This is a genomic window from Ruminococcus sp. RTP21358st1_G6_RTP21358_211008, from assembly GCF_040908885.1.
Lineage (GTDB): Bacteria > Bacillota > Clostridia > Lachnospirales > Lachnospiraceae > Blautia_A > Blautia_A faecis.
In genome coordinates, this window is sequence record NZ_JBDGDM010000020.1 from 1 (window position 1) to 14,419 (window position 14,419).

14 protein-coding genes and 1 tRNA gene are annotated in these 14,419 nt (G+C 39.4%); 10 read left to right on the forward strand and 5 right to left on the reverse strand.

Annotated features, from left to right (window positions below; genetic code table 11):
• The first annotated feature begins 104 nt into the window (after window positions 1-104).
• The 8 genes from AB5Z12_RS09520 (at window position 105) to AB5Z12_RS09555 (ending at window position 4,674) form a co-directional block, all read left to right on the forward strand.
• Window positions 105-485 (forward strand): hypothetical protein, encoded by a 381-nt coding sequence (locus tag AB5Z12_RS09520; protein ID WP_173904342.1) that lies wholly within the window; start codon window positions 105-107, stop codon window positions 483-485.
• Window positions 486-526: 41 nt separating this feature from the next.
• Entirely contained in the window at window positions 527-871 is a 345-nt protein-coding gene (locus tag AB5Z12_RS09525; RefSeq protein WP_368368616.1) for a hypothetical protein, read from the forward strand.
• Window positions 872-920: 49 nt separating this feature from the next.
• Window positions 921-1,328, forward strand: a complete 408-nt coding sequence (locus AB5Z12_RS09530; protein ID WP_055200598.1) for a hypothetical protein — start codon at window positions 921-923, stop codon at window positions 1,326-1,328.
• Between the two features lie 25 nt (window positions 1,329-1,353).
• Window positions 1,354-1,578, forward strand: coding sequence for a sporulation initiation factor Spo0A C-terminal domain-containing protein (locus AB5Z12_RS09535; RefSeq protein ID WP_005334915.1), 225 nt, complete (start codon window positions 1,354-1,356; stop codon window positions 1,576-1,578).
• A gap of 238 nt (window positions 1,579-1,816) precedes the next feature.
• Window positions 1,817-2,236 carry a sigma factor-like helix-turn-helix DNA-binding protein gene (locus AB5Z12_RS09540; protein ID WP_005334925.1) on the forward strand — a complete coding sequence of 140 codons (420 nt, stop codon included), beginning with the start codon at window positions 1,817-1,819 and terminating at the stop codon, window positions 2,234-2,236.
• A 57-nt stretch (window positions 2,237-2,293) separates the two neighbouring features.
• A complete protein-coding gene (locus AB5Z12_RS09545) occupies window positions 2,294-2,482 on the forward strand; it encodes a helix-turn-helix domain-containing protein (protein ID WP_005334926.1) in 189 nt (62 codons plus the stop codon).
• 503 nt (window positions 2,483-2,985) lie between these two features.
• The gene (locus AB5Z12_RS09550) at window positions 2,986-3,186 is read left to right on the forward strand and encodes a helix-turn-helix domain-containing protein (protein WP_226814520.1); all 201 of its coding nucleotides are present in this window, start codon (window positions 2,986-2,988) and stop codon (window positions 3,184-3,186) included.
• Window positions 3,187-3,207: 21 nt separating this feature from the next.
• Window positions 3,208-4,674, forward strand: a complete 1,467-nt coding sequence (locus tag AB5Z12_RS09555; RefSeq protein ID WP_173904341.1) for a tyrosine recombinase XerC — start codon at window positions 3,208-3,210, stop codon at window positions 4,672-4,674.
• A gap of 231 nt (window positions 4,675-4,905) precedes the next feature.
• Here the strand turns inward: AB5Z12_RS09555 and AB5Z12_RS09560 are convergent.
• Window positions 4,906-4,982, reverse strand: a tRNA-Arg gene (locus AB5Z12_RS09560).
• A 384-nt stretch (window positions 4,983-5,366) separates the two neighbouring features.
• Here AB5Z12_RS09560 and AB5Z12_RS09565 point away from each other — a divergent pair.
• Together AB5Z12_RS09565 and AB5Z12_RS09570 are read left to right on the forward strand one after the other, a co-directional pair.
• A complete protein-coding gene (locus AB5Z12_RS09565) occupies window positions 5,367-6,158 on the forward strand; it encodes a LytTR family DNA-binding domain-containing protein (RefSeq protein ID WP_195590261.1) in 792 nt (263 codons plus the stop codon).
• Window positions 6,159-6,340: 182 nt separating this feature from the next.
• The gene (locus AB5Z12_RS09570; protein ID WP_368368617.1) at window positions 6,341-8,323 is read left to right on the forward strand and encodes an alkyl/aryl-sulfatase; all 1,983 of its coding nucleotides are present in this window, start codon (window positions 6,341-6,343) and stop codon (window positions 8,321-8,323) included.
• Window positions 8,324-8,533: 210 nt separating this feature from the next.
• Here AB5Z12_RS09570 and AB5Z12_RS09575 read toward each other — a convergent pair whose 3' ends face one another.
• The 4 genes from AB5Z12_RS09575 to AB5Z12_RS09590 all read right to left on the reverse strand — a co-directional run bounded on the left by AB5Z12_RS09575 (window position 8,534) and on the right by AB5Z12_RS09590 (window position 14,199).
• Window positions 8,534-9,988 carry a GGDEF domain-containing protein gene (locus AB5Z12_RS09575; protein ID WP_368366644.1) on the reverse strand — a complete coding sequence of 485 codons (1,455 nt, stop codon included), beginning with the start codon at window positions 9,986-9,988 and terminating at the stop codon, window positions 8,534-8,536.
• Entirely contained in the window at window positions 9,985-11,019 is a 1,035-nt protein-coding gene (locus tag AB5Z12_RS09580; RefSeq protein ID WP_368368618.1) for an ABC transporter substrate-binding protein, read from the reverse strand. The genes AB5Z12_RS09575 and AB5Z12_RS09580 overlap by 4 nt, the downstream gene beginning before the upstream one ends.
• A 190-nt stretch (window positions 11,020-11,209) precedes the next feature.
• Window positions 11,210-12,826, reverse strand: a complete 1,617-nt coding sequence (locus tag AB5Z12_RS09585) for an FMN-binding protein (protein ID WP_368368619.1) — start codon at window positions 12,824-12,826, stop codon at window positions 11,210-11,212.
• Window positions 12,827-13,011: 185 nt separating this feature from the next.
• Window positions 13,012-14,199 carry a YgeY family selenium metabolism-linked hydrolase gene (locus tag AB5Z12_RS09590; protein ID WP_368368620.1) on the reverse strand — a complete coding sequence of 396 codons (1,188 nt, stop codon included), beginning with the start codon at window positions 14,197-14,199 and terminating at the stop codon, window positions 13,012-13,014.
• Between the last annotated feature and the right edge of the window lie 220 nt (window positions 14,200-14,419).

Genomic DNA, 14,419 nt, shown 5'->3' on the forward strand with positions numbered 1-14,419 from the left:
AGTAATTCCACTGCTTTTTAATAAAAATAAAACTGCGCCACAGCCTTGGCAGGCCATCGCGCAGCGATTTTGTTCAATCGGAATTTGTAAAGGAGATATACAACATGAAGAAAGTCTGCTTAGCGGTTTTGCCAGCTTTAACAATAGTGTTAGAATTATTACCCTTGGGAGCAGTTTGTATTTTTGCAACATCTCCAACAGAAAGAGTAAAAGAAACATTCTCATACTTTAGCCTTACACCGTTTGGCTATGCAAATTTTGCTCCACTTATTACAGCCACACTTACTGTTGCCATCTTCTTACTTTCATTGTTTTCATTGAAGAAGAAAGGTGTTCTCAAAGCATTGTTTGTCCTTTCCATTATTACGGTAGTTATTTCTCTTTTGCCATTGATGTATGGCTTAAACTACTATACCCTTGTAGGAGCCTTTATAACAGTAACACTTGTAATAGAAAGTATTTTGGCTAAGATACAACAAAGGTAAAGCGATAACTTCAAGTTTCTGAAACTGAGAAATCGGAAGTTGTGAACTTAGAATTAGAGGTGTTGAAAATGAAAATAATAATTATATTTATTGATTTACTGATGGCAACTGTTCTCTTTTTTGTTGGAAGATTTTTTATCAAATCAAGGAATACAGAAAGAAGTGTGCTGTTTTTATCAGGAGATTATACTGGATTAAATACAGAGAAAATATGCAGAGTTACTGGAAAACGGATTAAGACATGGTCAATGCTCTTTTGTATTGGCGGTATAATTGATTTTATCAAGCTGGGCGCAGGAATAATAATAGTTTCCGTTTTTTTTATTATCTTACTTGTATTTCATTTGGTTGATATGACTATAAATCGAGACAAGTACCGGGTATAAATTCAAGCTTGTAGAGCTGAACAACCAAAGTTTGAAAGGAAAATGTATAATGACCAAAGAACAAATAATTGAAGAACTAAAAAAATCAGCAAAGCCTTATGAAGAGTATTATCTTGATGATGAAATATTAAGTGCTATGCTTTCATATCAAAATCCTTATGAATTTGTAGAGCCAATTTTAGAAATTATATCCACTAATCCCTCAGTTAATTTTGGAATGCCCGGTGATTTAGTTCATTTTGTAGAAAAGTTCTATAAAAAGGGATATGAAGAATTGTTAATCAATTCCGTCAGAAAAAATCCAACTTCACATAACATTTTAATGCTTCACCGTTGCTATAATGATATAAAAAATCCAAACCGTAATGAATTTGCAAAAGTTGTTAAAACACTAAAGAATGACAAATCAGTCTCCAGCGAAATCAAGAATATCATTGATGAGTATGATTGGGATTAAATTTCTTCAGAAAGGTTGTGGTTAAATGTTGGGTATCAAAAAACGAGATACAAAACAAGTTTTTAAAGCGATTGCACATCAACAGGGTGTTTCTGTATCAGAAGTAAAGGAACGTATTCAGTCAACCATTGATGAAATGTATTACAGCGATGACCCAGATGTGCAAGCTGAATTTTCAAGTTATTTCGGAAAGAAACGCCCTACACCAGAAGAATACGTTTATACGATGGCAACAAAAATTAAATACTAATTTATAAGAAATCACCATTTCCTTAACCTGTACATTAAGTGTGCAGGTCTTTTTTTGTCGTTTTTTATCGAATTGAACAATTTTTGCCTTTCTCGTCGGCTATATAGTGAGGGCAAGTATAAATTTTATCTAAAATAGCGATTATTTTTTTCAAATCACTTAGCAACTGCCCTGTTTTTTTCTTATATGGAGTGGAAAGAGGGATAGATACAAAACAGCACAGGGAGGAGGTGAGAACGTGAAACCATCTGACTTCCAGAAAACTGTAATGTGTCGTTTTGATAGTTGTTTAAAAAAAACTGTTTTCGGAGTTGTAAAGGATTACTACAAAGAGTTGAAAAAGAATCAAGCAGAAGCTATCCCCTTTTGTGAGCTTCCCGACATTATCATAGATAAAGTTGCTATATGGGATACATATAAAACGGATTACACGACTTTCAATATATGTGGACATGACATTTATGTATATGACGATGAGCTGGCAAAAGTCATTAAACAATTATCTGACCGTTACCGTGAAAATGTACTTATGTACTATTTCTTGGATATGAGTGATACGGAAATTGCAAAATTGCAGAATATATCCCGAAGTGGTGTATTTCAAAACCGACACTATGCATTAAAACAAATGAAAAAGTCATTAGAGGAGGAAAATTAGTATTTGAAACAAAAACGTTCGTATAAGAAGCCATCATTTTATGTGATTTCATCGGCTATGGACGGCGACAAAATTTCCATTGATAAAATCTTAGATTTCTATGACCCGTATATATCAAAAAGCTGTATTCGCCCATTATATGATGAATACGGAAATGTATATATCGCTGTGGATATGGAATTAAAAGGTCGTATCAGAGAAGCCATTATGAAAATGATATTGGAATTTGACATAAAAATTGAATAGGTAATATCTGCGGAACGCTTCATATAAGCACTTCCCTCTTTCCTGTTCCGCTTACTTCTTAGCTTGTCATTCTGTATCAGTCTATTTAACAAAACAGATTGATACAGGCTGACAAGAGCCTAATAGTTCTTTGACAACTGAATAATGCAGACAGATACGTTTGTGCTTGCAGTGAGCCATCAGAGATTGTACGCCGTGACTTTTCCAATCGGGAGATAGCGATTCATGCAATGATCTGGGAGCGACCGTTGGAAAAGTCGTTCTGCCATGACCTGCAACACAGGATAATGATACACCCGTATGACACGGTTCAGCCCACAGGAATGGGAATGGTTGAGATACCAGTGGAGCTTGCCAAAGCCATTTGTCTGCATATAAAAAGTATTAGCAAAAGTGTTAGCAACGGCAAAAAACATATCCGCAAGAGTTATTGATATGCTATAATGACCTTGTTAAACGTATGTATTTTGCTGTTATCACACGGAAAGGAGTTATTATTACTCGTGATAAGTGATACATCAAATACAGAAACTCCTAAAAAGGAGAAAAAGACATATACAGTAGAGGAAATTGCAGAACAATTATGTGTGAGTAAAAAAGTGGCTTACGCATTGGTTAAAAGTGGACAGTTCGCTTATGTTCGTGCTGGTAGAGCCATACGGGTATCTAAAGATTCTTTCGATAAATGGTTAAATCAAAATTAACTGTTAAGGAGAGAATATATTATGGCTTCAATCAAAAAAAGAAAATCAACATTTTCCGTTATTTACTGGTATTTAGACAATGCAGGAGAACGTAAACAGAAATGGGATACGTTAGAGACAAAGAAAGAAGCAAAGCAGAGAAAAGCATTTGTTGAGTATTATCAAGAAAAATATGGTTATGTGATTGTTCCCTTAGAGGAACAGTTTGCACGCCAAATTGATGAATCGAAAAAAGAACTTGATAGTACCAATGAAGATATTACGCTTTGTGACTTTTTAAAAATATTTGTCAATCTCTATGGTACGTCAAAATGGTCGCCTAGTACATTTAGTAGTAAGGTCGGTACTATCGAAAATTACATCAATCCACTTATCGGGGATTGGAAGTTAAATGAGATTACCACAAAGAAATTATCTGCCTACTACAACGATTTATTGAGTGTTCCAGAAGTACCCAGAGCTAACAGAAAAGCTACTGGACGTTGCGTACAACCTGCCAATATCAAGAAAATACACGACATTATACGCTGTGCATTAAATCAAGCAATCCGTTGGGAATATATTGATACCAACAAGCGTAACCCTGCTTCATTAGCAACGCTTCCTAAAGTTCCTAAGGTAAAAAGAAAAGTCTGGAGTGTAGATACATTCCGTGAAGCAATTCAGCAGTCAGACGACGATTTATTAACTATCTGTATGCATTTGGCGTTTTCCTGCTCAATGCGTATTGGAGAAATTACAGGTCTTACATGGGAAGATGTGATTATTGATGAACAATCCATTGCAACGAATAACGCAAGGGTAATCATCAACAAAGAGCTTTCCAGAGTAAATGCACAAGCTATGCAGAAATTAAAGGAAAAAGATATTATCAAGATTTTTCCGACACAAAAGCCACATTGCACAACAAGGCTTGTATTAAAGACACCAAAGACAGAAACAAGTAATCGTACCGTATGGTTGCCAAAGACAGTTGCAGAATTGCTGGTGCAATATCAAAAAGACCAAAAGGAATTACAGGAATTTCTAGGAGACGCTTATAACAATTACAACCTTGTTATAGCTTTGGAAAATGGAAATCCCGTTGAAAGTAGAATTGTGAGAGACAGATTTCAAAAGTTATGCGAACAAAATGGCTATGAAAAAGTTGTTTTCCACAGTCTGCGTCATTTATCAACAGGATACAAATTGAAAATGACCAACGGCGATGTAAAATCAGTACAAGGCGATACAGGTCATGCAGAAGCAGAAATGGTTACAGACGTTTATTCAGAAATCATAGATGAAGATAGACGTTACAATGCTCAAAAGATGGACGAACAATTTTATTCCACTCTAAACCATGATTCGGAAATGCAACCACAAAATGAGGAATTTCAGCCAGAAAACAACGGCTTATCAGACAGTGATATGGAGCTTTTACAGCTTTTAAAATCACTTACGCCAGAGATGAAAAAAATGCTTTTGAAACAATCAGCTTCAAAGTAATTTTTCAAAAGTGTTAGCAAATCTTCAAAAATCTGCTGATATTTTTTGAAAATAAAAAAAGTGTTAGCAAACTCTTCTACTCAAACAGTCATAAAAATATCGAATTACAAATTCTGAAAATCAAAAGAAATTGCAAAATATAAATTGAATATGTTCTTATCCGACAGGTTATAAGCCAAAAACAAAAGAAGCTGAAAACCTCGATAAATCAAGGCTTTCAGCGTTGTTTGCTGGCGTCCCAGACAGGAATCGAACCTGCGACGTTTCGCTTAGGAGGCGAACCCTCTATCCTACTGAGGTACTGAGACGTATTTAATTGTAATAGAGCAATTTTCAAATTTATTTCATAAATCGCTTCCAAAAGGGGATTGCTCCACCTGACCCTTAGGAGGCACTTGTTCTATCCATTAAACTAACAGGACAAATCTGTAGCTTCAATTGTACTATAATTACACACAAATTACAAGACTTTTCTTCTATACCGTCCTTACAATGGTTACTGTTCGTTAGAGCATGTTTGAAAAAAGCTTTCTACAAGATATGCATTACGAAGCAGTTACCACTTTTGAAACACAAATTGATGCACTATACGGTTGGCATCTATATACTTGTAAGAGCTTTGACACAGTGCTAGAATAATAAAAGTTATATTTTTCAAATAGATTTTTAATTACCAGAAGGAGACCTCAGCCATGCAGCAGGAATTCATTACAGTAACCTTCAATCGCACAAAAATCGCAATCCGATGTGCAGACATTCTCTATGTGATCATGTCCGATGATCATTGCAGGATTCATATGTTTGATGGAAACGTTTATCGTTGCCGAATGACACTGAAAGAATTAAAGAAACAATTGAATGAAGAATTTATTGAGGTAAAACGTGGCTGTATGGTAGCTGTATCTGCAATCAGTGATATTGGAGACAGGATTTTGCTGTCTAATGGTGAGAAAATTTGCTATACAAAACGTAAAAAAAGGGTGCTCAGAGAAGAACTGCAGAAAAATCAGGAGCTTATAATTGCAAAAATCAGTAAAAAAAAGCTGCCGCTGACAGCAGAAGAGTATCGCAAATATTATAAAATATGTGATGCTCTCCCTTTTGCATTCACAGATATAGAAATGGTATTCAATGAAGAAAAAAAGGCAGTGGACTGGATCTTCCGCTATGGGAACGAAGCGCTGGCTGCCCTGGAAAAGCAGCCCTTAGACAAGATGATCGGAAGTTCTTTTTCCAGTCTTTTTTCCAATATGGACGCAAAATGGCTTCATGTTTATGAACGTGCCACCTTGTATGGTGAAACGCTGGAAATCATGGATTATAGTCCTGAAATAGATACGAATCTGAAAATTATATGTTTTCCTACATTTCCGGGACACTGTGGATGCATTTTGTTTAATGCAGACAAAATGAAATCTATAAGTGAAAAAAATCATCTGGTCAGATTGGTTGAAGTTTCCATGAAAAGTAATTCCTCTAAATAACAAATGTCGTTTTACCGCTTATTAGGTTGATTTACCGCAATAGAAATGTTATTTTGCTATAATTCGATTGTTCCCCTGATACATTCATGCTATATTTTTATTAGATATTGTTTTTTGCAAGCAATTAAGATTTACAGCAGAAAATATCTGAATTTTTTGCAGAACAAGGGGGAAAACGTATCATGAAAAGAAAAAAAGCAGTTACTTTGACTACCGCTGCATTGGCACTTACTATGGCTGTCTGTGGCAGTTCCACCGCAATTGCCGCATCAGAATTAACAGCAGAAAGCAAACCAGCCACCCAGTATACCATTGATGCAAATCAGGAAGTTTATGCATTGCTGGATTTCGAGGATACTGCGGAATTTGAAAATGCTACAAAGGGTCTTATTGCTTCTCCGGATACTCTGGATATTTATGATGAGAACGGAAAGCTTGTATGGAGTCAGGCGGCATATGCTTTTCTGGATCAGGATGCTCCGGATACAGCGAATCCAAGTCTTTGGAGAGATACACAGCTGAATCATATTTATGGTCTTTTTGAAGTAACCGATGGAATCTATCAGGTGCGTGGCTATGATATGTCAAATGTCACTTTCATAAAAGGTGATACGGGATGGATTGTAGTAGATCCACTGATGAGCATGGAATGTGCGGCAGCGGCTTTTTCCCTGGTGGAAGAGAATCTGGGCACTTTTCCTGTAAAGGCAGTGATTTACAGCCATTCCCATGTTGATCATTTCGGTGGAGTCAGGGGAATTATTTCAGAAGAAGATGTACAATCCGGTGATGTGCAGGTAATTGCACCGGAGGGCTTTGAGAAGCATGCTGTCAGCGAGAATATTTATGCAGGTACTGCCATGGGGCGCAGAGCAAGCTATCAGTATGGAACCATGCTTGAGGCCAGTGAAACAGGAGCTCTTGCCATTGGTATTGGAATGGGGCAGTCCAGGGGCAGTACAAGTTATATTTCTCCTACACTTGAAATCACAGAAACCGGTGAGAAGCATACTATTGATGGAGTGGAAATTGAATTTCAGCTTACTCCGGGTACCGAAGCACCGGCGGAGATGAACTTCTGGATTGGATCGAAAAATGCTTTGTGGATGGCTGAAAACTGTACAGGAACACTCCACAACCTGTATACACTCCGCGGAGCCCAGGTACGTGACGGAAACGCATGGGCAGAGTACATTATGGAATCTCTGGCACTTTATGGTGATCAGGCAGATGTAGTATTCCAGTCTCATAACTGGCCACATTGGGGAAAGGATATTATTCAGGAATATATGACCAATACTGCAGCTGTGTATAAGTTTATTAACGACCAGACATTGCTTTACATTAATGAAGGTTATACGGAGACAGAGATTGCTAATATGATCCAGCTTCCCAAGGAGTTGGAGAAAGTCTGGTATACCCGTCAGTATTATGGCACAGTTTCTCATAATTCGAAGGCAGTATATGAGAAATACATGGGGTGGTATGACGGTAATCCTGTCCATCTTGCTGAACTTACACCATCAGATTATGCACAAAAGCTGGTAGAATATTTCGATGACACAGATGCGGTTCTTGAAAAAGCAAAAGAAGATTTTGCAAAGGGAGAATATCAGTGGGTTGCCCAGATCACCAATACGCTGGTTTTTGCTGATCCGGAAAATATGAATGCACGTTATCTTTGTGCAGATGCATTAGAGCAATTGGGGTATCAGGCAGAATCCGGTCCATGGCGCAGTGCTTACCTTTGTGCGGCACAGGAGCTGCGAAATGGTACAAATACCGATGATGCAACGCGAGGCAATGGTAACGGTGATGTTATTTTACATATGACACCTGAAATGATTTTGGATTATCTGGGAATTCTTGTAGATACAACGAAGGTTCCGGATCTGACGTTTACAGCAAATCTTATATTGCCGGAAGGTAATTATGTACTCCGCGTGAAAAATGGCGTACTTCTTTATCAGAAAGATACACAGGATGCGGATGCTGATGTGACATGGACTACCAAACGTGCCGGACTGCTGTCTATTATTCAGAAAAACGCGGAGAATGTTGTAGCTTTGATCCAGCAGGAGGGTGATGAGACCTGCCTGACACGATTAATGGATGCAGTTACGGTTACCTCAGAGTATAAATATTTTAATATTATCGAGCCATAAAATTTTTATGCAGAAAAACAAGGTTTCGTAAATAACTATACCAATCGCGTAGGATGTGGATGCACTGGACACCTGGACGGCACCAGCCATTACAGAGATTGATCCGGCAAACGTGAATTAATATTTCCACAGGATACATTTATCAAGTAAAAAAGGACCCCTCGCAAGGTAGAAGGCTAACAAGCCTCGACCTTGCCGGGATCCTTTCATTTACATTCCTTTCATTTTAAAATCAGCTTTCCCATTCTGTTTCACCTTATACAAAGCCATATCTGCGCTTTTACAAAGAGACATAACGTCTTCTCCCTGTTCCGGGAATGCAGCTCCGCCTGCGCTGGCTGAAAGCTCTACAGCCTCTCCTGTAGGCAGTGTAAGCTGGGAAATCATCCTCTGAAACGTTTCCATATAAGTCCGCGCCATTTCCCCTGTAAGATTCTTCAAGTAAACCACAAATTCATCACCGCCATACCGGCCGATTATGCTATCCTCCGGGAAACAGCTTTTCATAGTTTTCGCAAAATGCTTCAGGCAGAAGTCTCCATTGTTATGACCGTAAGTATCATTATAAATTTTAAAATTATCTACATCAATAAAGATGAAGATGCCTGGCGTTTTTTTACGCAATTCTTCTTCCACGGCAATCTGAAAAGCCCTGCGGTTCAGAATTCCGGTAAGAGGATCTGTAGTAGACAATCCCATGTACATTTTCTTATCTTTTTTCTCCAACAGCACAAGGGTCAGCATGTACAGCATCGTGAAGCCTACCAGAATACTTCCGTATACTCCGCCCCAGACGGAAAACTGCTGGGTGATATCAGAAATATTCTTATTTGTCAATTCAACGATCACATACCAGCCTGGCATAACAGAAATACTTCTATAGGAAATTGTAGATTCCTCTCCTCTGATAATAGCGGAAAATCTCCCATCCTTCTTTCCGGAACGCATGTCCTTTATCCACTGGTTGTAGGAATAACCTGCATCATACTGGAAATACTTCTGCTGAAGCAAAAGATTGTTCCAACTGCCAGACGTGCCGGAATTGTCACTGACACAGGTAATAAAATTTTCTGAATCGGCCTTTAACAGATGAATGCTGATCTTGCCCTGAAGAAGCTCATACTCACCCAGCTGTCTGAGATTTTCGATCATAATCGACACATAAAGTGTATGAACCAGTGAAGTATCCCCTACTGGCACAAAAACAGTCATGGTCATATTTCCAGTTCTGCTGGACTGGTAAGGATCCGAGTTAAAAGAAGTATCTGAAGCCAACGCCGCCTCATCCAGCTTCTTCTTTTTGATATCGGAAACAGCGCAGCTGCTGCTGCCATAAATTTCGCCATCATTCATAATAAAACCAATATCACCGAAAACAGTCTTGTCAAGATTTTTCTCCAGCTGTTCCAGGATTTCCTCCGGCTGGGCATTTTCCATAGACCGGATCATCTTTATATCTTCCTGTACATAGTTCTGAAGATATTCCATAGAATCATTCATCTTTTCCGCGTACAGGCCTGTGATCAGCTCCAGATGCTCTGTATTGAAATTCCGCGCAATTCTGCTCATGTGAAAGTATGCCGCCACGATAATAACAAGGCAGACTGCCAGATACAAAGTCAGCAGGACTTTTCTTTTTGTTTTATTTTTTCTTCGATCTTTCATGAGACAGCATTCTCCATAAGATAATCAGAATCAACCATAATGACTCCAGTATCAAAATACTTCTGCTCTGATTTTTCTCCCTTTATAAGAGAATTCAGGGAAAGCATTCCCAGATATCCCATCTGATCCTGTTTCTGCAGCACAGTCACTGCATGATACTCCGGATTCTGAAGCAGCTGTTTCGTTTCGTCCGCCAGGTCAAAACCCACCAGCACCACATCTGTTCTTTCTTCTTCAAAAAGAGTATTTACGATGCCGACAGTAGATGTGTTATTACAACCGAAAAAGCCCTTTATATCTGCATTTTCTCTCAATAATGCAGAAGCATCCGATTGTGCCTTTTTCGTATCACCACCATTAACTCTTATATCCTGAACGATTTCCCACTGCTCCGGTGCATTGCCCGCCCAGAAATTCAGGAATCCGGAAACACGGTTTACCATTGCCTGGGAGGTATCCGCTGACAACTGGATTCCCACTTCCAGTGGGTCTGTCGGTGAATTCCCTGCATCATACAGCATCTCCAGCATTTCTTTCGCTGCCATTTCTCCGGCATCTATATTATCTGTCATGTAACAGGCATCAAATTCGCTGCTGTTAATAGAAGAATCAATAAGTACTACCGGAATCTCCTTTTCCCGTACCTTCTGACAGCTGTCTGCCAGTGAATTGGAATCTGCCGGAGCCAGCAGGATTCCGTCAGCGCCTTGCTCCATAGCCTGGTTCATCAGGTCAATCTGACCGGAAATGTCAGTTTCGTTATCAATTCCGCCAAGATAAACCGCTTCATCCAGTTTTTTTGCAGCTTCTGTTATACCATCTATTACTTTCTCCCAGTAAGCACCATGATAATTTTTCAGAATAACATATATTTGCTTATCGCTTTCCGGATTGGAAATACAGGTATAGTCCACCACAGCGGGCTGTTCTGCTGCCTCCTCCATGTTTGCCTTTGAACTCCCCGAGCAGCCTCCCAGCAGAACAGATGCCACTCCCACAAAAATCAACCGATATGCTTTCGTTCGTCTCATTTTTTCCCCAGTACTTATACTCCAAATTGTAACGCTTGCAGCGCAGATATTGAATAGTTACCAGATATTTTACATTTTTGCATATATTTTTTGTGTATATCTGATATATTATATGCCTGCTGTATAAGGGCTGTCAATGTCTATTCATTACGATTCCCAGTCTGCATCCTCCGTTTCTGATTTCTGTTATCTATTTTTCATACTCCTTAACCTTCTTTTCATACTCTTCCTGGTTTTCTATTACATGTTTTACAATATGTCCATGGCTTTTCTTCTTAGCAGCCAGATTCCGGCCAGGACGTTCGGCATATTGATCTTCGGGAATCTCCAATGCATTTGCCACAGCATGAATAATTCCGTTGCTGCTGTATGTGGCTCCGCTGACAGCATCAATGTTCAGACTTTGTTCCTCTTTCATCTCTTCAATTACAACTGGCGCAGCTTTAAAAAAATATTCTTCTGTGTCACAGTATGAGAAGATAGAAATATCCGTTACCTGCTGATTTTCCACAGTAACCTGAACTTCTACATCACCACGAAAAGCATCGGCAGATCCTGTATATACGCCATCGACAAGGTTCCGGAAGCGGCCTGCAGAAATAAATTCAGCCTTGTCCGCAGCTTTATCATCAGAACCATTCTCCGCAGTCTCTGAAGTTCCTGCCTCCTTCAAAGCATTCTGTACAGCCTGAATCAGCCCCTTACTACTATATGTAGCACCGGATACGGTATCTGCATTCGTATTCTGCTGTCCGATTATTGCAGAAAAGATTTCAGCTTTCGCTTTTTCCATATAAGACTTGTCATCCTCATAACTATCCAGTGTAAGACTGGTTATTTTTCCGTCCGCCACACTTACAGTGACACGTATCGCTCCACGATAGCCCTCACCTGTTCCAGTATAAGTACCGTCTTTATATCTGAAACCTTCAACAACACCGCCTGCTATATTTCTATCCTTCGTATAGCTTCTCGCCGTAAGGAGCTGGGAAGCCCCAATCATCATACACGTGAGCAATACTCCGATCACCATTCCATATTTAATTCCAAAATGCACATTTCCTTTCGGGCACCAGCTAATGCACTGCTGGCACGCAATGCACTCTCCACCTGTAACTTGTTCCTTTTTCGTAAAATCAATTCCCATGCTGCATTTCGCAGTACACAAAGAACAGGCACTGCATTCTCGTCCGAGCTTTTCGATTTTCAAAAATGCACCTCTGGAAATCAGTGCATACACCGCTCCCATTGGACAGAAATATCTGCAAAAGAATCTCTTTACCAACACTGATCCTGTCAAAATCACCAAGAGTAAAATTCCCCCCACCGAGCACAAAGGCTTCACTCCCGGCCAATGTCCAGGCACAATATACTGGCCAAATATTTCCCACGGACCTTGCTCTTTCCAGGTCAAAACACCACTCCATATAAATATTACAAAATAAACAAGTACTCCATATTTTGCCAGTTTCAGAACTCTGTCAGCTTTCTTGTATATTTCTGGATTTCTGTTCCGCCTCCAGCTGCCTTTTCCCAGCTTCCGCGCTGCAAACCACAAGAAATCCTGCACAGCTCCAAAGCTGCAGAAAAATCCGCAAAAAAATCTCCCCACCAGTACACTTCCTGGCACTGTCGCGATTAGTACATACACCGAATACCTGACACTCTCCCAGGAAATACTTCCAGCATAGATCTGGGAAAAAATATCTCCAATAGCTGTAAATCCTGTTACGAACAGTTCTGGGATTAAGATAAACGACAGTAGTTGGATAACTATTTTTATCCAGTTGTTCTTTCTATTTTTCATTTTTTTAGCTGCTTCTTTTTGTGGGCTATCTTTTTTCAACTGCTTCCAAAATTTCCATTTCACAAACACCGAAAGTCTATCAATAATCATAAAAAAGCACTCCCTTCCAAGTAATAGTATACTCAAAAAAGAATGCCTTTTCTATCATTTTCACATTATTTCTTCACTTTACCGAAAGCTATACATCATCCCAACAACGCCTTCATAATCCCCGCATAGCACACCGACACATTTATCAGATCTTCCACCTCCGCATACTCATCAATGGTATGTGCCAGATTTTCTCTTGCAGGTCCCATTCCAATAGTACGGATGCCAGCTTCTCCTGCATAATGGCTTCCGTTTGTACAGAAATTGTAGGTAGTTACCTCTGGAGAAAATCCCTCTTTTTCCAGTTCGGATTTTATTTTTGCTACCCACTCCTCTTCTACGCCAAACAGCCAGCCTGGGAAAAAGCGTTCTCCCTGGATTTTTTCTTCGGTGTAGCATTCCTCTTTTCCCACTGCATAAGAAACTTTATAGGAAAACTGCGGATCCTTTTTCTTCAGCTCTTCCATTTTTTCAATGATTGGCTGAAGCACGCTTTCCTTGGTTTCACCTACCAGAAGTCTGCGGTCATAGGTTGCACGGCAGTATTCCGGAACAACGGAGGCTCCTGGATATGGGGAAGATTTTACGTCTGTCAGCTCCAGGATTCCTTTTCCCAGTTTATCCTGGACAGGCGGCTCGATCTCACGGATAGCCTGAATGGCCTCACACATTTTATATACTGCATTTACGCCCTTTTCCGGGTTTGCTGAATGTGCCGGGACACCAAAGGTCTCAACCACAATTTCCGCACGGCCACGCTGTCCTACTTTTAAATTCATTTCAGATGCTTCACCAATTACCACATAATCCGTTTTCACTTTCTCACTTATTTTTCGCGCGGCAACACCTTCGAAGCATTCTTCATGCACAACACCTGCCACATATACATCTCCGGCAAAATTTTTCCCATTTTCCACCGCATATCTATGCGCAGCAACTGTAAATGCAGCTACCGCACCTTTCATATCAGCAGATCCTCTTCCATAAAGCTTTCCCTCTTCAACAACTGCATGAAATGGATCATGTTTCCAGTCCTTTAAATTTCCAACTGGAACCGTGTCTATATGTCCATCAAACAGGACTTTCGAACCAGGATTTTTTCCTTTAATATGACCGATCACATTTCCGTAGCAGTCAGTTTCTATCTCATCAAAAACACCAGTCTCTTTCATATACGCCTTTAAAACTTCCGCCGCTTTATCCTCATGTCCTGAATAGCTCTGACAGTTTATCAGACTTTTGGCCAGCTCAATTACTTTTTCGTCCCATTTTTCACTTATCATCTACAAATACCTGTGTTGCACCAAGATTAGTTCTCAGTCCCATTAAAATTGTTTTCAATTTTTTCATAGTTAATTTCCGCCTCGTAAAAAAATTGTTTTTAAGTCTGAAAAAGGCGCAGACACATTGAAGTGTTCTACGCCTTTGTAGTTTCGTTTGCTTTTTGATGGTTCTGCATTATAGGAGCTTTTTTCGAAATTGTCAAGAGCTTTTTTATTAACT